Origin of the sequence: Nitrospira defluvii, from assembly GCF_905220995.1 — a bacterium.
Classification (GTDB): Bacteria; Nitrospirota; Nitrospiria; order Nitrospirales; family Nitrospiraceae; genus Nitrospira_A; species Nitrospira_A defluvii_C.
This window is the reverse complement of record NZ_CAJNBJ010000020.1, coordinates 120264-139800: the sequence shown is the minus strand read 5'-3', so window position 1 is coordinate 139800 and position 19537 is coordinate 120264. Positions and strand designations below refer to the sequence as shown.

General features: G+C 60.9%; 17 protein-coding genes. 1 reads left to right on the top strand and 16 read right to left on the bottom strand.

The window, feature by feature from the left end:
* Positions 1 to 56 precede the first annotated feature (56 nt).
* From zwf to KJA79_RS21200, 10 genes are all read right to left on the bottom strand, one after another.
* Positions 57 to 1442, bottom strand: coding sequence for a glucose-6-phosphate dehydrogenase (zwf, locus tag KJA79_RS21245; protein ID WP_213044105.1), 1386 nt, complete (start codon positions 1440 to 1442; stop codon positions 57 to 59).
* Positions 1443 to 1496: 54 nt separating this feature from the next.
* Complete coding sequence (locus KJA79_RS21240; protein WP_213044104.1) at positions 1497 to 4376, bottom strand: bifunctional transaldolase/phosoglucose isomerase; 2880 nt, start codon at positions 4374 to 4376, stop codon at positions 1497 to 1499.
* Positions 4377 to 4471: 95 nt separating this feature from the next.
* Positions 4472 to 6556, bottom strand: a complete 2085-nt coding sequence (gene tkt / locus KJA79_RS21235; protein ID WP_213044103.1) for a transketolase — start codon at positions 6554 to 6556, stop codon at positions 4472 to 4474.
* 174 nt (positions 6557 to 6730) lie between these two features.
* The gene (locus tag KJA79_RS21230; protein WP_213044102.1) at positions 6731 to 7720 is read right to left on the bottom strand and encodes a sugar phosphate nucleotidyltransferase; all 990 of its coding nucleotides are present in this window, start codon (positions 7718 to 7720) and stop codon (positions 6731 to 6733) included.
* 50 nt (positions 7721 to 7770) lie between these two features.
* Positions 7771 to 8499 (bottom strand): MlaA family lipoprotein, encoded by a 729-nt coding sequence (locus KJA79_RS21225; RefSeq protein ID WP_213044101.1) that lies wholly within the window; start codon positions 8497 to 8499, stop codon positions 7771 to 7773.
* A gap of 606 nt (positions 8500 to 9105) precedes the next feature.
* Complete coding sequence (locus tag KJA79_RS21220; RefSeq protein ID WP_213044100.1) at positions 9106 to 9402, bottom strand: carboxymuconolactone decarboxylase family protein; 297 nt, start codon at positions 9400 to 9402, stop codon at positions 9106 to 9108.
* Between the two features lie 339 nt (positions 9403 to 9741).
* Positions 9742 to 9951, bottom strand: coding sequence for a DUF2934 domain-containing protein (locus KJA79_RS21215; protein WP_213044099.1), 210 nt, complete (start codon positions 9949 to 9951; stop codon positions 9742 to 9744).
* A 171-nt stretch (positions 9952 to 10122) separates the two neighbouring features.
* A complete protein-coding gene (locus KJA79_RS21210) occupies positions 10123 to 10977 on the bottom strand; it encodes a DMT family transporter (RefSeq protein WP_213044098.1) in 855 nt (284 codons plus the stop codon).
* A 63-nt stretch (positions 10978 to 11040) separates the two neighbouring features.
* A complete protein-coding gene (locus KJA79_RS21205) occupies positions 11041 to 11859 on the bottom strand; it encodes a TVP38/TMEM64 family protein (protein ID WP_213044097.1) in 819 nt (272 codons plus the stop codon).
* Positions 11860 to 12100: 241 nt separating this feature from the next.
* Positions 12101 to 13114, bottom strand: a complete 1014-nt coding sequence (locus KJA79_RS21200; protein ID WP_213044096.1) for a TonB-dependent receptor — start codon at positions 13112 to 13114, stop codon at positions 12101 to 12103.
* 652 nt (positions 13115 to 13766) lie between these two features.
* Here KJA79_RS21200 and KJA79_RS21195 point away from each other — a divergent pair.
* Entirely contained in the window at positions 13767 to 15569 is a 1803-nt protein-coding gene (locus KJA79_RS21195) for an alginate export family protein (protein WP_213044095.1), read from the top strand.
* A gap of 113 nt (positions 15570 to 15682) precedes the next feature.
* Here the strand turns inward: KJA79_RS21195 and KJA79_RS21190 are convergent, their stop codons facing one another.
* From KJA79_RS21190 to KJA79_RS21165, 6 genes are read right to left on the bottom strand one after another with little or no spacing between them, the layout of a single operon-like run.
* Positions 15683 to 16681 (bottom strand): WD40/YVTN/BNR-like repeat-containing protein, encoded by a 999-nt coding sequence (locus tag KJA79_RS21190; protein WP_213044094.1) that lies wholly within the window; start codon positions 16679 to 16681, stop codon positions 15683 to 15685.
* Positions 16678 to 17649 (bottom strand): YVTN family beta-propeller repeat protein, encoded by a 972-nt coding sequence (locus KJA79_RS21185; protein WP_213044093.1) that lies wholly within the window; start codon positions 17647 to 17649, stop codon positions 16678 to 16680. Before KJA79_RS21185 ends, KJA79_RS21190 begins: the two co-directional genes overlap by 4 nt.
* Positions 17650 to 17674: 25 nt before the next feature.
* On the bottom strand, positions 17675 to 18091 hold the full coding sequence (locus tag KJA79_RS21180) for a c-type cytochrome (protein ID WP_213044092.1): 417 nt from the start codon (positions 18089 to 18091) through the stop codon (positions 17675 to 17677).
* 15 nt (positions 18092 to 18106) lie between these two features.
* Entirely contained in the window at positions 18107 to 18505 is a 399-nt protein-coding gene (locus KJA79_RS21175) for a thiosulfate oxidation carrier complex protein SoxZ (RefSeq protein WP_213044091.1), read from the bottom strand.
* Complete coding sequence (locus KJA79_RS21170) at positions 18506 to 19000, bottom strand: thiosulfate oxidation carrier protein SoxY (protein ID WP_213044090.1); 495 nt, start codon at positions 18998 to 19000, stop codon at positions 18506 to 18508.
* Between the two features lie 7 nt (positions 19001 to 19007).
* The gene (locus KJA79_RS21165) at positions 19008 to 19526 is read right to left on the bottom strand and encodes a c-type cytochrome (RefSeq protein WP_213044089.1); all 519 of its coding nucleotides are present in this window, start codon (positions 19524 to 19526) and stop codon (positions 19008 to 19010) included.
* Between the last annotated feature and the right edge of the window lie 11 nt (positions 19527 to 19537).

Here is a 19537-nt window from a genome sequence, read left to right as displayed (position 1 = left end):
TCCTGCGTTCAGACATCGCGCGCCCACCTCGACCGCGTGGTTCAATCCGAAAATGGTCATGCATGCTCTTTCGGGCTCCGCCACCCGCCGAACGGCGCGATCAGGGCGTGCGATTCGTACGGCCCCCAGGTGCCCGGGTCGTATTCATAGACCGGCGTGAGCATCCTCAGAATCGGATCCACCACGCGCCAGCTGGCCTCGACGCCGTCCTGGCGCGCGAACAGCGACGGATCACCGGCCATCGCGTCACCGATCAGCCGTTCGTAAGCTTCCATTTCATCCCCTCGCTGATGGCTGACAAAGAGTTCGGTTTCGTCTCCGAGCATCTTGTCGCCGGGGATTTTGGCGCGCGCGCCGATCGCCACCGCCACCCGATCGGGGCCGAGCCGGAAGCGAACGTAATTGCGCGGCCCGTTGAGCGTCTCGCCAAAGACGTTCTGCGGCGGACGTTTCAGCGTCACAATGACCTCCGTCGCGGTGACCGGCAGCTGTTTGCCGGCTCGGACAAAGAAGGGCACCCCTTCCCAGCGCCACGAATCGAGATGCACTTGCAGGGACGCGAAGGTTTCGACTTGAGAATCGGACGCCACCCCCGGCTCGGCGCGGTAACCGCGAAACTGGCCGCGCACCAGGGTCTGCCCGGTGAGTGGCCGCATCCGTTTGAAGACCTTCACGCGCTCGTCGCGCAACGCTTCCCCCGCGCCGCTGACCGGCGGCTCCATCGCCAGATTCGCCACGACCTGCAGCAGGTGGTTCTGGACCACGTCGCGAAGCGCGCCGGTCTCTTCGTAAAATCCGCCGCGGCCGGATACACCAAACTGTTCCGCCATCGTGATCTGCACACTGTCCACATACGTGCGATTCCAGATCGGCTCCAGAAACGAATTGGCAAAACGGAAGTACAAGAGGTTCTGAATCGACTCCTTGCCCAGATAATGGTCGATCCGGAAAATGGCCGATTCGTCGAAGACGGTATGCAGCGTGCGGTTGAGGGCCTGGGCCGACGCCAGATCCCGCCCGAAGGGTTTTTCGACCACCACCCTTGCGCCACGGGAGCAGCCCGATTTGCCCAATCCCTCGATCACCGTGGGAAACATGCTGGGCGGAATCGCCAGATAATAGAGAGGACGCAGCGCGCCGCCGAGTTCCTGGCGGAGACGGACAAAGGTCTCCTCTTCGCGGTAGTCGCCGTCGACGTACCGCAGCAGCTCCACCAGCTTGGCAAACGCCGCCTCATCGACTCCCCCGCCGTGCCGGGAGAGACTTTCACGGACGCGATCCCGCAGTTGTGTGAGATCGCGATTGGCCTTGGCCACGCCGATGACCGGAACGGTCAAGTGGCCCCGCTTAATCATCGCCTGCAAGGCGGGAAAGATTTTCTTGAACGCCAAATCGCCGGTGGCGCCGAACAGCACGATGGCATCTGCCTGTGGCTCGGTCATCGTTTCCTCCAGACTGAATCGATCACATTCCTGCATGACATGGTCAACGTTTCCTCAGGCCAACGCCTGTTCCATCGCTCGTTTGAGAATGGCCAGCCCCGCCGGCACGTCGTCGCCCAGGTGCACCCGCAACAGCCGCCGGCCTCGCTCTGCCAAGACCTGAAAATCTCCGCGCGCCTGCGCCGCCTTGACGATCCCGAACGTATAGCGCTGTCCCGGCACCGGCAGGTCTGCGGCATTCTCGCAGGTGATTTGGAGAAAGACGCCGCTGTCTGGCCCCCCTTTGTAGGCCTGGCCTGTGGAATGGAGGAACCGAGGCCCGAAACCTAGGCAGGTCGCGACGCGCTTGGTGTCTCGCACGCGATGACGGAGGGCTTGGAGCCACGCCTCATGCGCGCCGTTCATGTCGAGATAGGCCAGCAGCGCGAAGTAATCGCCCGCCGCGAGTTGATTCAGATGGGCACTCAGATAATTCGTCAGCGACGGAGATGGGCCCGCCACCGCCGTGAGTATCTCGCCATAGACTGGATCGGCATACAATGTGATGCCCTGCGCGTCCAGGAACGGAGATTCCGGCGGGAGCGTTCCGGTCCGTTCATACGCGGACGTCAACTGCTTGGTTACGATTTTGCTGGCTTCCACGTCCGGCTGGTTGAACGGATTGAGGCCCATGATTGATCCCGCGACTGCCGTGGCGAATTCCCAGCGGAAGAACTCTTGCCCCAGATCGTATCTGTCGGCCACCGCGATGCGGACCACCGGTTGTCCCGCTTGCTCAAGCGTATCGACGGCATCGTCCTGATGCTTGTCAGGCCCAGACTGCAAGCGGATGTAGACGAATAGACGGTCCGCTCCGTAGACGCTCGGAGTCCCGGCCGCTTCCCGGTCGACGGGGATGATCCCCTTGCCTTCCTTGCCGGTCGATTCGGCCAGCAGTTGCTCAAGCCAGGCGCCGAACGATGCCACGCCGGGCGACGCCATGATCGTCACTTTGTCGCGGCCTTGTCCGGCGAGCACACCCAGAATCGCGCCGAGCACCAGGCCGGGATTCTCCTCGACCGGTACCGAGGAGGCGCAGGCCTGCACCATGATCTCGGCCCGGTTGAGCAATCTGGGCACGTCGACGCCCGTCAGGGCGGCAGGCGCCATGCCGAAGTTCGACAGCGCGGAATACCGGCCTCCGATGCTGGGAACTCCGAACAAGAGATGGCCAAAGCCCGCTGCTTGTGCCGTCTGTTGCAGCGCCGAGCCGGGATCGGTGATGGCGATGAACCGTCGGGCTGCCTCTTTCGCTCCGACCTGGCGCTGGACCACGTCGAAGAAATATTGCGTGAAGATGTTCGGCTCGAGGGTGCCTCCGGACTTGCTCGAGACGATAAACAGCGTCGTCGCCGGGTTGATCTTCCTCTCGATCGTTTTGATCTGGGCCGGATCGGTTGAATCCAGCACGAGCAACTCCGGATAGCCCTCCCGCACTCCGAAGGTCGTCTTCAGAACATCGGGACAGAGGCTTGAGCCGCCCATTCCCAAGACCAGGGCATGCGTGAATCCTCCCTGTGCGGCCTCTTCAGCAAGGCTGGTGAACACGTGGAGCTGCGCCAGTTGGTCTTCCGTGATCCCCAGCCAGCCGAGCCATCGGCCTTCGTCCTTCCCGGTCCAGAGAGACGGATCGCGAGCCCACAACCGACGCACCTTGTTGCCGCCGCTCCATTCTTTCAGGGAAGCGTGCACGGCAGCCGCCAGAGGCGTTGGCAAGGCGTAGGAGTAGTGATTGACGCCGGAGGACGCGTCCGCCTTGCCCTGCTGCTCAACGGCGGTGAGGAGCGTGTCGAAGGCATCACGAAACAGCTGTAACCCTTCTTGTAGGAGCCGGTCGGTCATCTCCTTCATCGAGAGCCCCGCTCGTTCGAGCAAGCGCATGGTGTCCGCCGCCTCCTCAATCCCTTCGGTGAGCCGGCTCTGTGGGCGTCCGTGATCGCGAAAGGCCTCGAACGTCGCCGGGGGAACCGTGTTGACCGTGTCAGAACCGATCAGCTCCTCCACATACATCACGTCGCGATAGGCGGGATTTTTCGTGCCGGTACTGGCCCAGAGCACCCGTTGGGTCATGGCCCCGCGCTTGGCCAGCGCCTCCCAGCGTGGACCGGAGAACAGCCTCCGGTACCGTTGATAGGCCAACTTGGCATTCGCAATGGCCACGGTTCCTTGGAGGCTTTTGAGTAACGCCTGCTCTGTCTCGTTCGTGGAGATCTTGAGACGCGTGGCCAGCACACTGTCGACCGCCGTATCGATACGGCTGATGAAAAAGCTGGCGACGCTCGCCACGATCCCGACATCGCCACCACGCGCCGCCAACTGTTCCAAGCCCGTGAGGTAGGCCTCAGCGACCAGCTCGTAGGTCTCCTGCGCAAAAAGGAGCGTGACGTTGACATTGATCCCCTTACTGATCAATTGGACGATGGCAGGGATTCCTTCCGGGGTGGCCGGCACTTTGATCATGAGGTTGTCGCGCCCGACGGCGTCCCACAGTCGCCGCGCCTCTTCGAGCGTGCCTCGCGTATCGCGGGCCAGATGAGGCGAGACCTCCAGGCTCACATAGCCGTCTCGCCGCTTCGTCCTGGCATAGACCGGCTGCAGCAGGTCGGCCGCGGCTTGAATATCTTCGATGGCCAACTGCTCGTAGCGCCCCTTCGCATCCAAGTCCCGTCTTCTGCCAAGCGCCTGCAGCGCCTGCTGGTAGTCGGTACTGCCGGTCATGGCTTTCTCGAAGATGGCCGGGTTCGAGGTGATGCCGCGCAACCCATCGTCAACGATCAATCGTTGCAATTCCCCGCTGGCGATCAGACTTCGCCTGATGTAATCGAGCCAGACAGATTGCCCGAATGTCTGGAGTGCGCGCACCGGATTCATGGCGCTGGCCTGTGATGGATCCATGAGATCATCTCCTTCAATGGGGTTCATTCCTTGTCGTCGTCGTCTGCGTGCCCGGCTTCGGCCGAGCAGGCCCTTCGCTGAAAAGATTCATGGGTTCACACAATGGCTGCCTTGCGTGACCGGCTGTGCGCCAATTGTTCCTTGACCACGGCGATCAGATGTTCCGGAGTAAACCCGAACTTCTGCTGCAGCGTCTTGAGGGGCGCCGATGCGCCGAATGTGTTCATGCCAATGCTCGTCCCCGCCAGGCCGATATACCGATCCCAGCCGGTCGTCGCGGCTTGCTCGACGGAAATGCGAGCCGTGACCTGCGGAGGGAGCACCTGGTCTCGATAAGCCTGATTCTGCCGCTCGAAGAGTTCCCACGAGGGCATACTCACCACGCGAGCTTGGATGCCTTCGGCGATGAGTCGTTCGTAGGCGGCGACACAGAGCGATACCTCGCTGCCGGTCGCCAGCAACAAGATTTCCGGCGTTCCACCTGGCGCGTCGGCGAGCACATAGGCGCCCTTTTCCAAGCCGGAGGCCGAGGCGTAGGCCGTTCGGTCCAACGTCGGAAGCGCCTGCCGGCTGAGGACGAGTATCGCCGGCTGATGGTGGAGCCGCATGATCACGCGCCAGGCCTCCGTCACCTCATTGGCATCCGCCGGGCGAATAACCAGGAGGCCGGGGACCGCTCGCAGGGAAGCCAATTGTTCGATCGGCTGATGCGTAGGCCCATCTTCTCCCACGCCAATCGAGTCGTGCGTGAAGACATGAATGACGGGAATCTCCATGATCGCGCTCAATCTGATCGCCGGCTTCGCATAGTCGCTGAAGATTAAAAAGCCGGACCCGAAGGCCCGTACCTTCGAGAGGGACAACCCGTTCAAGATCGCGCCCATGGCATGTTCGCGCACGCCGAAGTGGAGGTTGCGGCCGCTGTAGTCGGCAGGCGAGAAATCGCCGGCGCCCTCGACGGTGAGCCGTGTCTTGGTGGAGGGCGTAAGGTCTGCTGAGCCTCCGATGAGCCAGGGCACTCGCCGGGCCACGGCGTTCAACACCTGTGCTGAGGCATCGCGTCCGGCCAGGCCCTTCTGGTCTGGTGGAAAAATCGGCAGATCCCGGTCCCAGCCATCCGGCAGTTGCCGGTGCTGCATCCGATAGAGCGCGTCCGCCAATTCCGGATACTGCAGCTTGTAGATCGTGAATCGTGCCATCCACTGTTCGCGTGCCGCTCGTCCGCGTGCGCCCATGAGGCGCTGAAAATGCTCCGGCACGCCGGGCGGCACGAGGAACGTCGCCTCTTCCGGCCACCCGTACTGGTGCTTCGCCAGCCTGATTTCCTCTTCGCCCAACGGCTCTCCATGCGCCGCGCTGCTGTCCTGCTTGTGCGGGGCGCCGTAGCCAATGTGGCTGTCGACGATAATCAAGGTGGGCCGGTCTTCGCAGTGGCGAAAGACGGTCAAGGCCCGGTCGAGCATCGCCAGATCGTTGGCATCGCCGACCCGCGTCACGTTCCACCCGTAGGCGATGAAGCGGGTCGCCACATCCTCGGTGAAGGCCAAGTCCGTGCGGCCTTCAATCGTGATCTGGTTGTTGTCGTAGATCCAGCAGAGGTTCGAAAGCTTGAGATGCCCGGCCAACGACGCCGCCTCTCCCGTCACCCCCTCCATCATGCATCCATCGCCACAGAGGGCGTAGACGTCGTAATCGATCATCCGGAACTCCGGACGATTGAACTGCGCGCCCATCCACCGGCTCGCCATGGCCATGCCGACGCTCGTCGCGACGCCTTGGCCCAGCGGGCCGGTCGTCGTTTCCACGCCGGAGGTCCAGCGATATTCCGGATGGCCGGGACACTTGCTGTCCAGCTGGCGGAATTTCTTGATGTCGTCCAGGGTGACCGAGAACTCTCCCACCGTTTCATAGGCCGGATTGACCGCTTTCACGCCACACAGATGCAGGAGCGAATAAAGCAGCATGGAGGCATGCCCGATCGAGAGCACGAACCGGTCGCGATTGGGCCAGATGGGATCGCCGGGGTCAAACCGCAGCCCGTGCTGCCACAGACTGTAGACGACCGGCGCCAGAGCCATCGCCGTGCCGGGATGCCCGGAGTTCGCGGCTTGCACAGCGTCCATCGATAGAGTCCGGATCGTATTGATGCATTGCTGATCGATTGATGGTGTTGTTGTCATCGTTGAGATTCCAATCTGTTCACATTCCGCATGGAGCCGTCCTTCCGCAATCTAGATTCAGGCGAATGGCCTTCTCGTCATTCTGTGTCGTACGCTATCAGGTTCAAGGCGAGACGTCTGTGAGCGGGCTTACGTATCGCCGCACAATTCACGCTCACGTGATGGCGCGCGCGCTCAGACCCTCGCGGCGAGAGTGTGCGCATCGGAAATCGGCGCAAAGGGGCTGCTGAGAGCCTCTAAAGGAAAGGCCGGGGTGCGATCGATCCGGCGCAGCGCGTCGGCGATGCGTTCCGGCCTGCCCCAATCGCTCCACAGCGCATTCGTCAGTTCGGTCACCGCCGCGCGATCCGGCACCTGCTGGAGCAGATCGGACGAAAAATTCCTGACCGGCATATCGCGGTAAATCGCTTCCAGGACCCGAGCCTCTTCCAGCGTGCCGATGGCCCGCCCGAGCCGTTCGAACCGTTCCACCAGTTCTGGGAAGCACCGCCGGCCCAGTTGCCAGAGAGTGTCCACCTTGGCGGTCATGACCATCGTGTTCCAGAGCGCATGGCTCGACAGAGCCTCGTCGGCCTGTTGCGCCGTCGGCTTCTCCAGGAATCGCTGAACCGTCTGGACCAGCTTCCTTCCGGCACGAGGAATCTGTTGCCCCGGCAAGATCCAGCCGTAATCCAGCTCAAGCCGGTCCGGCGCGACCCCGAGCAAGACGATCTGATCGCGCAGCAACTCGGCAGCCCGAACGGCGTATCGCACGGTGTCGAGGAACTTCTCTTCCGGATAGACAAAGTGGTCGGAGGGGTAGATGACGACGGTGGCCTGAGGATCTCGCGCACGGATATGGGTCAACGGCAAAAATACGCCGGCCGCCGTATCCCGGTTGGCCGGTTGAAACAACAGAGTCCCGACCCCGCGCCCCTCCACCTGCGACATGGCCTCTTGACGGTGGGCTGGCGCGACGACGAGGACCGATCGCTCCACCGGCGCAAGGCGCGCCGCACGGTCTAACGTATGCTGGAGCAGGGAGCGTGTGCCGACAAAGGTGCAAAACTGCTTGGGCTTCTGCTTGCCGAGCCAGCGCTGCACGAAGGAACTGACGCGCGTCCCTTCGCCGCCGGCCAACACGATCGACCACAGTGCGCTATTGTTGTCGTTCACATGCTTCATACGATCCTCCATTTTTCCAACCGGTCATGAATGAACTGCCGTTGAACCGATCATTCTCGAACCGCCTTCGCGCGCTTCTGCAAGTACGCGTTACGAACCGCCGCATAGAGATCGAGTGTCGCTTCTTCCACGCCTTGGAACTTCTCCAGATTGAGAGAGCGGTCGTTGGTGACTTCTTCCACCTGCCTTCCGAGCCGGATCATGAACGTCGTTGTCCGGTGCTTATGGGCGATCGCCGACGGCACCCCATTGACCTCGATCAAAGGCAAGACCAGCCAATTGATAGGATCCAGGAAGAGGTCCACGGTATACCCGAACGCGTCGCGGAGACTGAACGGCGGCATAAGCGGAAGAACCAGGTAGGGACCCGGGGCGACGCCATAGAAACCGAGCGTCTGGCCGGTGTCCTCTTCCGGCGTCTGCAAATCCATGTGTGTGGCGATATCCAGGAAGCCTCCGACGCCGAGCGTCGAGTTTATGAGGAATCGGCCCATCTCCGCGCCGGCCCCTGTGACCTTGCCTTGAAAGAGGTTGTTCATGAAGCGCGGCACGAATCGCAGGTTGGAAAAAAAGTTGCTGACGCCGATTTGCGCTGCATCGGGCACCACAAAGTCATAACCCTGGGCGAGCGGTTTCAATGCGAATCGATCGACCTTGCGGTTAAACTCGAACATCGTGCTGTTGAACGGTTCCCATGGGTCGTACTCGTCGGCGGCCGGGCCGTCCGATTTGGCAAAGGGATCGAAGAACTCGTCCCGATCGGATGTCGCACTCGCCACCGCACCGGCTCCCTCACGCGGAGATGCCGTCTTCGGCTCCGGCTCGGACCCCTCGCGCGGCGCTGTGGATAGAGCCGGCGACTCCACTGCTTGAAGAGGGGCAGGAGCCGTGCTACACCCCGCGATGACCATGAGCAGGCCCACAGAGAACGCCCAGAGTGTGACCATCCAACCTGACTTTTTTGCACAATTCTGATCGATACTCCTGAGGCTCCCACGTTGTAACGCCATCGACCACCCAGCCTTTTGTTTGATTGTTTGATGTCCCATTTCAGAAATCACGGGCACTCCTGTCTCAATAGCAAAGCATGCGATGTGCCACCCTTCACGCACTGCTCGAGAATCACAGAGCTGTCTAATTTCCCAACGGCTTACACCGAATATTCTGTATGGCTGAGGAACGTTCTTTTTCGATGCAGGCTCCGATATTCCGGATCGACTGCGAAGCCTCGGACAGGCTCGATGTTTCTTGCTTTGAACGGGGGGAGAAATTCGAGGCCGCCGTCATCGTCCGGCGTCGATCACAGGCAGGCGTACGCCAGCGAACAGACGTTGAGCCGGTACGCCGTTGAGGCAAGAGTGCGTGTCACGCCAACTCATAGGCGCTTAGGAGGAAACGGACTTTGCCTCCCCTGTTGCTCCGACGGGCAGACTTCGTATCCGGGCGTGATCCAGCAACTCGATGACTGCCGTATAGCCTTTCTGGTGCAGCATCTCGCCGGCCCTCCGCGCCACCGCGGGGTCGGCTTCAATCCCCAAACCGTCCACCCACCGATTCATGAAATTGAAAGAGGCGCAAACCAGTACTGCGTGGGACAGGGCAGTGTCGTCCCACCCTGCCTCATAGATAGCCGTGACATCGGCCTGATTGACTTGGTCCGGCAGGAGGGTCAGTTTGCGCACATAGCGGAAGACCGGCTTCAGCCGCTCAGTGACGTCCGCTTCCGCGAGATTCAGCCCGAGCTGTTGGATCAGTTGCCGGTCATGCCCATGCCTGGCCGCGCCTCAGTGTGCGAAAATTCGCAGAAAGCGCAGCGATCGGTAAAGGGTGAAGGAGTTCGCATTCGCTGCTGAGCAAATTCATGCAGAGGCCGCGCAAATTCAGGACCAGCCAGAAAAATATCGATCAACGAGGCCCCTGGCATTGAACGCAACAAGCTCAAGATTTATTTCCTTTCAAGGGCAACCGTGGCGGCAGGGCCGAAACATGGGGACGGCTCAGCATCATGAGCACCATGCAGACTATTCGCCCTTCGTGCCTTTTCCCCGATGCCGTTCGTGCACCCGCCGTTCAGCCTCAGCCCAGTGCTCAAGATCGTGACCATGCTCATAGCCGCACTGGCAAAAAAGGGTGTAGGCCAGCTGTTCGATTTCCTGCTGTAACTGTGACGCATTTGGCTTCTCCGCCTCGGTCTTGCCGCCGTTCGTTTTCCACTCGTGTTTGCGTGACATGGGATCCTCCTCTGCCCGAATCAGGTCCTCGTTGGGTGAGGGCCAGGTTGGAGTGACGCGATGCTTCAGGTTATGATGGCCGCACCCTATCAGTTGGCCTTCAAGCACTCTGTGACGCAGCTGACAATTCGGGCAAATTGAGTTGAGGATATTCGTCGCGAGGATAGGGGTTTATCCGCTGTGAGCGGTGCGACGGAAAAGAACCAGCGCGACGCCGCCGAGAATCGCAGTCGCGGCTATGACCAGGCGTGATGTAACCGGCTCTCCCAGAAAACCGACGCCACCGAACGCCGCCAGAACCGGCACGCAGAGCTGAACTGTCGCGGCGCGGGTGGCCGTCAGCCCGCGCAACGCGGCGTACCAGACCGCATAGCCCACGCCGGACGCGAATGCGCCGGACAGGACGGCGTAGAGCGCGCCGGCTCCATCCAGCCGCATCCAGGGCCAGGCCGCCAGGCTCAACAGCCCCGCCAGCGGAAGCGTCCGTAAAAAGTTTCCCGCCGTTGCGCCGGCCGGATCGTCACGATGCCGGCCCTGCAACGAATAGATTCCCCAGGCGAGGCCGGCTGCGAGCATCAAGACCGACCCGCCGAGGGGCGGAGACGAAAGCCCCGGCGACAGTAGGGCAGCCAGGCCGCCCAGCGCGAGGACGAACCCTCCCCATTGCCCTGTGCTCATCCGTTCGCCGGCCCACAGTCCTGCCCCGATCATCGTGGCTTGCACGGCGCCAAAGAGCAGCAACGCCCCCGTACCGGTCGGCAACGTCATGTAAGCAAACGAGAAGGCGGCGGCATAGAGGAACAGCGCGCCGGCCGATGACCAGGATCCCCCAAACTCCGGGCGTGCTCGGCAACACCGGACGATCAGCCAGAGCGTGACGGCGCCTGAGGCGAGGCGGATGCTGGAAAAGCTCGCCGGATCGATGTCCGTACGGGTGAGGGCCAACCTGCACAGTACCGAGTTGCCGGCGAAAGCGGCCAGCGCGAGCAGGGTCAGGATAGTCGTATGAAGCAGCGACGGAGCCATCGGCGATTCGTAAGCGCTCCGGGTTGATTGTTCGTCGGCCGGACACGGAGAGCCGTGCCTGTCTTAACTCAACGGTCCGCCGCAGGAATCGCATCGCGGGGCGCCGTCTATGGTCACAGCCACCGGTTGCATGGACGGAACATGTGCATGGTCCGCGACCGGCATCTCACCGCGCAGCAGGCGAACCCAGCGCGCGGTGGGGTAACGGAGCACCAGCTTCGGAAGAAGCACCATCATGGCCACCATGGCCAGACCGGACACCATCATCAGCCACACGCCAGAGGCGACTCGACTGCCCGCATAGGTCAGCGCGAAGGTCGGCGGAATCATCCCGACAAACGTGGCCAGGGCGAAGGCCCGGAGGGACATGTTGGTCAGGCCGGCGCCATAACTGATCACGTCGAACGAGAAGAGCGGGACCAGCCGGGCCAGCAGAACAAAGATCGCCAGATGCCGGTCCGAGCATCGTTCGCAGAACGCGACGTTGGTGCGCAGCAGTTTGGTCAGAACTTCCTGTCCCAACATCCGTCCGATGAAAAAGCTCGCGATCGCGCCGATCTCCGCGCCGAATACGGCATAGGCGGTGCCCAGCATCGGGCCGAAGGTAGCGCCGGCGGCGATGTCCAGCGGCAGACTCGGAATTGGGCTGATCACGACGCTCGCCGCCATCAGCGCCATAAAGATCAGCGGCGCCCATGGTCCCGCTTGCTGAAGCCAGCCGGTAATCCGTTCCGGATGCAGGAGTTCGCTGAAATCGAACCAGAAGCTGAGCCCGTACCCGCCAAGGATGAGCAGGAGAAAGGCAGCCCATTTGAGGAGCGTACGGAACGGCAGCCGTTTCCGCAGCCGGGAGGGAGCGGAGGGTCTATCCGGACGGGGCATGGAGATCTCCTCAGTAAGGCGTGTCACAATTTTATAGCACGAGTGAAATCGGGATAATTCAGCCTGCTTTCACAGGGCGTCGAGCTCAACATGGCATTCTTCAAGTTTCTCAGGGACATTAAGACACATCCTGCACGATCTCGACGTTGGTAACTGTCATACAACTTACAGGACTTGGGATATTGTAGAGGCCTAGGGCAAGAAGTGGCCTGGCTCTGCACGATCGCGCGCCATACATCGCTCAAAACTTGAAATCCGCGCCGAGCCACAGGTTTGTATTGCTGGCCGAGGTGGGTTCGAAGCTAAACTTCCGACTGCCATGTTGACAGCCGAACTTCAGGGTCATCGCGTCGGTGAAACGATACTGAAATTCCAGATCGCCCTGATAGACGTTCTCATGGGCTCCGCGATGCACATCGTCCGCGAGGCCACTCGTAAAATTATTACGCTCATAGTCGAATCCGAGAAGGACACTGATCCTGTCCGTCGCCTGTACGACCAGTTCGGCCGAGGCATAGTGGTTGACGTAAGAAATGTCATCGTGGACCTGTGGTTGGTTTCGTCCGTCGGCCAGGCCTCGCTCGTAATGGTACCCCAGCAGCAATTGAACCCGCGGAGTCACGATCCATTCAATGTGCGGGCCGACCGTCCAGAAGCTCGTGTCACGTTCGCTGAAGGCTTGATTGTATTGTCGCAAGCCGTAGCGCCCGAGGAGTCGCACCGTCACGCTCGAGGCCACGCGGCGCTCCAGGTGGGCGCTCCCAAAATGAGTCGTCACGCGTTCATCGACCAGCAGTTCCTTCCCGGAGCGGCGCTCCTCGTTCTTGCCTAAGAACAGGTTGGGTCCATAAAAATAGTACAGCCGCACGACTGTCTCGGACGCAACATCTTGTGTCAGACGCAGACGGTAGGACCCGTGGTTGAACACCGGATTCCCGGCAAAGACGAAGCCTTGCGCCTGCGCCGACAACTCGGTGCGGCCCCAACGTGACTCGAAGGCCCGCCGAACGTCGACCGACGGCTCATAGACCATGTCGCTCCCCTGTCCGGTTCGGTCCACGACTGGCTGGGTGGGGTCGTTCTGCAGAGACAGTCTGCGGGTGGCGGAGAAGAGACCCACATCGTTGGTATAAAAGAGGTTGTTCTGGATCTCTCCCGACCATTGCGCCGAGACGGGCGCGGATTGCAGGAGCACTCCGGCCAGCACGACCGTGCCTCTCACAAGATTCACGAGGAGACGAGCGCGACAGAACACCGTCACGCTCCTGTCTCGCCGGAGTCCGTTAGTTCCTCTCGTGTTAGAGCGCTGGCGTAGACAGCATGTGGACCGAAGGGTTCACCAGTGCGACTGAATCGGGCGTGGCTGGCACTTGCTTTAGAGCACATCCCGCCATCCATCCTCGCATCCATATTCAGCAACCGCTCGTCTTTTGATACTCATCCGGCGATGGCACCCCAATTGTGATGACCGGTCTCCAACGGTCAGGGACAGCCAGAATCTTGCCCACAGGTCTTCCCAGAGCCCCCTGCAAGCCGAAGCACCATCTTCGCAAACACGACAGGGTCACCCTGCCATACCCATCCGCATCAGATCTGTAAGATGCCTTACTGAGCGACTTGGCTTCTCGGTGATAGTTCTAACAGGAATAACAGGCCTGAGATCATCCGTGCCTGGGCCGGAGGAATGGCGCCGTGCAATCGTGCTAACCGGGGGCTCCCTTCAGAAGGGGCTTATTGAGGACCGAGACATTAGTCCGAGTCATCGCCACGGCAATGCGTCAAACGAGCCGTGGCCATCTGCGTCCTGCTCGCCCCGAACAATACACACCGTATTCCGGGGAACAGGCCTCCTGATGTTTCAGACCCGCATCCTAGCAACTTGTCAGACTTCTCTTACTTCGCTCCAGATGAATTGCTCGCAAGGATTCCTCATCGGCATGATTGCTGTAGGGCTGTTCGGCCTTCAGTGCTCGCTTGAGACCACGCCGGCGTTCGCCCAGACCGTCGAAGAACTGAAGGCGACGATGGACAAGATAGAGAAGCTTCATGCGAGCGAACAGGAAGAGATGCGGCGGCGCCTTGAGCACTTGGAACAGACGGCCGAACCGCCTCCTGCCCCAGAACCGCGCGTTCGCGTCCGCATGCGGAAACCGGAAGAGCTACGGCCGTATCACCCGATCGTATGCCCCGGCTTTATGGAGTGTTCGCCGGAGCCCCAACTCCAATTGGAGGCGCCGAAACCGACGACTGGCCCGGGATGGGAATTAGAACTCCAGTCCTATAACCGCTTCCGATTCAACCTCTACGATAATTTTTCGGATACGCGGAACGCTCTAGGCAGCACCGCCGCAAATCGAACGTTTGCAAACGGCTCATCCTGCTCCTTCGACACTTCGTGCAAAGACGACACTCGCCTCCGCTTCTCGACCATGCGCGGCTACGTTACCAGTGCGATCAAGCGCGGCCCTGTCATGGCTGTGGCGTCCATCGACTACGCCGGCGACCAGTTTAACGACGGGGTCCTGCTCGGAAACGATTCCGGCTCCCTCGGAGCAGCGGGTCAGCGGCAATGGATCGTCAATCCCCAGCTCTATTACCTCCAATATGACGGCTGGGCTCAGGTGAGACTCGGCCGCCAGTATGCCCATGTTGGCAATGGAATCGTGGGCCATATACCCCGGGACATGATCGCGGTTTCCAAAAGCTGGACTGCGCAATTCAGCACACAACTCAACTATGTCTACGGTTCCACCGGACGATCCATCTCCAACCAGGCCGGTCAGACCTTCCAGACACAAGGCTCAGGGATAAACGCCATCAATCAGACGACTCAAAATAAGGTCAATGATGCGAATGGGAAGGAAGAAAGTCTGGAAGGGGTGATGCTGATCTTCAACTATAACCCCCAACCCATGAACCGGCTCCAGCTCTTTGTCTGGAAGATGTTCGATACGACGGTTGAGGGAGTCAACAAGCAAAACCAATACATTGATGTGAACGGCTCCGGCCGGCTTGGCCGCATGGACTATGCGTTTGAATTGGCTCACCTGAGCGGGACTACGCCCGTAATCTCAGGAAGCGCGGGCGGCATCCCCGGCACGCGCGAAGATAACCGGGCCTATCTGGCCTATCTGGACCTCCGGTACACGCTGCCCTCGGAGATCGTGCGAATCGACAAGGACGACTTCTTGTCCTTGGGCGCGACCTTTGGGTTCGGCAGCGGTGACAACAAGCCGAACGACGGGAAGAACACCAACTTCGACAGCCTGTTTGTTGACGAGACCAGCTTCCGGTACAATTTTCTCTTTTCCGACGACGTCCACGGCTTCAATGGCCGCGGGTTCGACACCCGCCGCGGCAGCGGCTTCTCAAATATCACGTTTCTCCAGCCCTATGTGATCGTGAAACCGACTGACAAATTCCAGGCGAAGGTGGCCTGGACCTATCTCCGAGCTTCGGTCGCCCAGCCGGCTGGGACGGGCGCGCTCGGTCCCCAACCCGTCTTGAGCCAAGCACTCGCCTTCAAAACCACAGCAGTCGGCGGACCGACCAAGGACGTGGGACAAGAGTTCGACGTGTTGATGGACTACTTCGTCAATCCCTATGCCCGCGTATTCTCGTACTTCGGCATGTTTCTCCCAGGGCGCATCTATGCGCCTGTTGCCGACCATGCCGTGAAGTATGAGCTCGGGCTCGAATTGCGGTTCTAGGATGATACTCAAGGCGCCCCTTACTTGGGGCGCTGTTGAGTCTGCCGGCGCAAGTGTTCTTAAGAAATGCCGCGCGTCACGATACGGGTTGCGTGCGCGGCGGCTCCCTGATTCTACGGAGGCGCCACATAGCGCAGAATCGTGCCGCCTTCGCCGACGGCCCAGCCGCGCTGGGCGCTGACGAACTGAACCGCCCAGAGGTTCCGGCTCGTCCCGCTGGGTTCTCTTGTCCAGGTCCCACCGCCATCGCGGGTGTGCAGGATTGTCCCCTTGCGGCCCACGATCCAGCCTTCGCGCTCATTGAGAAAACACACGGACGAGAGTTCATCCGACACGCCGCTGACCTGAGAAACCCAGGTGTTTCCTCCGTCGGCTGTTGTCATGATGAGGCCATCCTGTCCGACGGTCCAGCCTCGCTCACGGCTCACGAAATGCAGCCCGAACAGATTCGACAAGAAGATGGCCTGTTGCTCCCAGGTGTTCCCGCCGTCGAGGGTATGGACGATTTGGCCACGCATGCCGACGGCCCAGCCCTCGTCCGAGCTTATAAACTGAATCGCGGTGAACCACTGCGTGGTGCGGCTGTCTTGCCGCGACCAGGTCGCGCCACCGTCCGCCGTATGGAGGATGTGAGAAACACTTCCGACGGCCCAGCCCAGCCGGTCATTGGCGAACGACACTCCTAACAGGACGTTCTCCAACTCTTGGTGCGGCAGCGTCCAGGTTCGCCCTCCGTCCTGCGTCTCAAGGACATGGACTTGGTCGCCCACGGCCCATCCGTGGTTTCGATCAACAAACGCCAGTCCCATCAAGTTTGCCCTCACCTGGCTGTTCTGTGGCGTCCAGGTTTTTCCACCGTCCTCCGTGTGGAGGATGGTGCCTTCTTCGCCGGCCACCCAACCGTTCTGAGTATCCAGAAAGCGGACGGCAGCCAGCGCATGAGACGTCCCGTTTGTCACGGAAACCCACCGCGCCGAGGTGTCGGATTTCGAGGGCTGGTTCGTGCAGCCAGGCAGCAGCGCGATTATGGCGAGGAGCAACCGGGCAACCCGGCCTGCATGCCGGCGCGCGCCGGCGGCGCGGCCTGTCGTGGAATCATCACAGCCGGTCATGGTCCGACAATGATGCCATGCGGATCTTTCCCCACCACGATGCTGGCCACCACTTTCTTGCCCGCCACGTCGATCACCTCGACCGTCCCGGTGTCCCGGCTGGTCACGTACAGCTCCCGGCCGTCGGGCGAGAACACGACGATGTCCGGACGCCGTCCGACGGGGATGGTGTTCATGACGAGGTGGGATCCGACGTTGATAAGCGAGAGCGTGTTGTCTTTTCGGTTGGTCACCGCCACAAACCGGCCGTCAGGACTCAACGCCAGTCCATGCGCCTCGGCGCCGACCGGTATCTCATGCGCGATGGTGTTGGACCGCGTGTCGATCACGGATACCATGTTCTCGCCGCCCTCGGAGACCCAGACTTCTTTCCCATCCGGCGTGATAGCCGTACCCATGACATCTTTGCCGGCAAAGATGCTGGTCAACACCTTACGCGTAGCCGGGTCCACCACCATCACATCCGCCGAGCCTCCGTTCGAGACATAGGCGCGTTGCCCGTCAGGAGTAAAGACGATCAGCATGGGCTTCTTGCCGACGTCGATCGTATCGACGACGCGATAGCCGGCCAATTCGATGACCGACACGGTGTTCGAACCAACGTCGGCCGTATAGAGAAACCGCCCGTCGGGGCTGACCGTGACTCCGTGAGTTTTCGTCCCGGCCGGAATCGAGGCCACTTCTTTGCGGCTCTTGAGATCCAGAACCAGGACATTGCTGCTCCCGACGTTCGCGACATAGAGCGTCTTCCCGTCTGCGGAGAGCGTCAGATTATGCGGATTGGTCGTCGAGAGGGGAATGGTCTCGACGACCTGGCGGCTGACGGCGTCGATCACGGAAATCGAATTCCCGCCTTGGTTGCCGACATAGATCGTGGCGGCAAGCACGGTGGAGGCGAACAAAGGCCAGCCCAGCGCGAACAGAAGGGAGGCCTTCAAGCAAGTGAGTGTTCTGTCGTAGGGCAGCATGTTGTCCTCCTGGCCTCGCCCACCGCTATGGCGCCGTGGGTAAGGCTCGTAGATAGTTAATGACGTGCCAGCGGTCTTCCTCGGATAGGACGACATCCCAGCTCGGCATGGGCCCGCGGCCGATCGAGATTTTCCAGAACAATCGCCCATTCGACTGAGCAAAGACGGCTTGGCCCGTCAGATCCGTGGGACGAACGCCCAAACTCAATGACGAGGGGCCGTCCCCGCGTCCATTCTCGCCATGGCATACCGCACACCGTCGCGAAAAGATCATTGCCCCCCGTCCCCTCGATTCCTGAGAGGGGGCAATGGGATTGGCGAGTGCCTCAGCCTCTTGGGGAATCGCCCATTCGGCGGAAACCGCAGAAACGCTCTCGCCGATACTCAAAGCCAAACAACTGAACACCACCCCAACGATGACCGAGCCACTAGATTTTCCCATGGTCTCCAGCCTGCCTCAGTCCACAGTAAATTTCAGCGGCGCGCTGGTTTCATACGTCTTGCCTTCGCTGCTGGTGAACACCACCCGCACCGGCGCTTCCCTGGACGCCTTCAACGGAAAGGTCACGATTGGATCGTCGCTGACCGCCGATGACATCTCGTACCAAGCAATCTTGGTGTCGCCGTAGTAAATTTCGAGCAGCCTGATATAGATGGCGGGATTGTCTGGATCCGGGCCGAAGGCATGTTCTCCGGTCATCTTCAAGCCGGTGCGCGAGGGATGGCGGACCTTGGCCTGGATGCGAATCACGTCCCCTTTGGCGATCCGGCGAGGCAGCCGAATGCGAGCCGGTCCACGGGGATAGTCTGACGTGGAAAGTCGCGCGACCGGCGGAGCGAGCTTCGGTTCAGCCATTTAACAGCCTCCGACGGCCACATCGACGTCCGCGCTGCCGACCCATCGTCCATGCTTGTTGCACTCCGCGACGGCGTAGATCGTGGATTTCCCGGCATCCAACCGGACCTGCGTATAGAGGGAGACCGTTCCCGAGTCCGGCGTAAAATGAAAGGTGCCTTTCCAGATCAAGGGGTCCTGATAATCCAGAATGCGGACATTCCGAATATAGTGGTCCTGGTCCATGGGATGGTCCATCTCGACGATCACCGGCGCGTTGGCCCCGTCTTCAATAACCTCGGCGATCCTCACCCGTGGCACATGCATCCGTTCGAACTCGGTGAGGTTCTCCGGATCTTTCGGTCGATGCAGAATCGGAACAGCGGCCTGGCCGAATACCCAGGCAGGGAAGCCGCTCGTCAAACCCACGACCGCGAGGACGCCGGTCACGGCGTGCACCAGCAGGCTGCGGCGTCCGATGACAGAAGCAGCGCCGTATGGTCTCGCGTGAGTCATGATCCGGTTACCGCTTTGCGTGCTCGTGCGCTTCCGGCTTGCCCCCGTGCGAAAACGCGTGCTCGAAAGCCATCACCTGCCAGCGTTGTTCTTCGGTCAAGAGTTCCTTCCACGGTTTCATCTTGGTCTTGGGGACTCCTTCTGAGATCCGCCAGAACCAAAAACTGTCTTCATAGGTGTCCATGCGCTTCGATTGCCGGAAGTCTCTGGCGCCGGCCTTCACCGGTTTCCCGTCATCGCCGTGGCACTTGGCGCATTTGACCTCTGGGTTGACGAGGCCCATGTAGATCTTCCGGCCTTCTTCGATCGCCTTGGAGTCGGTCCATCCGCCGGCAGGCATATGCTTGTCCTTGTACTCGGCCGGAACCGGAGGATGCTCGACGACGGCTGCGTCATCCCCCCCCATCCCGAACGAATCCAGCAGGCCAGCGGTCACTGACCGTTCCGTGCCAAACCCGACCATACCCAGAGACAACACCAGCATGCCGATCGACCCGTACTGCCACCAACGATTCCCTGCCATCATTCTCCTCCTCT

Bases quoted from the DNA above. Each gene is read 5' to 3' on its own strand.
- KJA79_RS21175 (WP_213044091.1), bottom strand. From the start codon at position 18,505: ATGGCTGAACCGAAGCTCGCTCCGCCGGTCGCGCGACTTTCCACGTCA.
- KJA79_RS21180 (WP_213044092.1), bottom strand. From the start codon at position 18,091: ATGGGAAAATCTAGTGGCTCGGTCATCGTTGGGGTGGTGTTCAGTTGT.
- KJA79_RS21195 (WP_213044095.1), top strand. From the start codon at position 13,767: ATGAATTGCTCGCAAGGATTCCTCATCGGCATGATTGCTGTAGGGCTG.
- KJA79_RS21190 (WP_213044094.1), bottom strand. From the start codon at position 16,681: ATGACCGGCTGTGATGATTCCACGACAGGCCGCGCCGCCGGCGCGCGC.
- KJA79_RS21205 (WP_213044097.1), bottom strand. From the start codon at position 11,859: ATGCCCCGTCCGGATAGACCCTCCGCTCCCTCCCGGCTGCGGAAACGG.
- KJA79_RS21210 (WP_213044098.1), bottom strand. From the start codon at position 10,977: ATGGCTCCGTCGCTGCTTCATACGACTATCCTGACCCTGCTCGCGCTG.
- tkt (WP_213044103.1), bottom strand. From the start codon at position 6,556: ATGACAACAACACCATCAATCGATCAGCAATGCATCAATACGATCCGG.
- KJA79_RS21215 (WP_213044099.1), bottom strand. From the start codon at position 9,951: ATGTCACGCAAACACGAGTGGAAAACGAACGGCGGCAAGACCGAGGCG.
- zwf (WP_213044105.1), bottom strand. From the start codon at position 1,442: ATGACCGAGCCACAGGCAGATGCCATCGTGCTGTTCGGCGCCACCGGC.
- KJA79_RS21185 (WP_213044093.1), bottom strand. From the start codon at position 17,649: ATGCTGCCCTACGACAGAACACTCACTTGCTTGAAGGCCTCCCTTCTG.
- KJA79_RS21170 (WP_213044090.1), bottom strand. From the start codon at position 19,000: ATGACTCACGCGAGACCATACGGCGCTGCTTCTGTCATCGGACGCCGC.
- KJA79_RS21230 (WP_213044102.1), bottom strand. From the start codon at position 7,720: ATGAAGCATGTGAACGACAACAATAGCGCACTGTGGTCGATCGTGTTG.
- KJA79_RS21240 (WP_213044104.1), bottom strand. From the start codon at position 4,376: ATGGATCCATCACAGGCCAGCGCCATGAATCCGGTGCGCGCACTCCAG.
- KJA79_RS21165 (WP_213044089.1), bottom strand. From the start codon at position 19,526: ATGATGGCAGGGAATCGTTGGTGGCAGTACGGGTCGATCGGCATGCTG.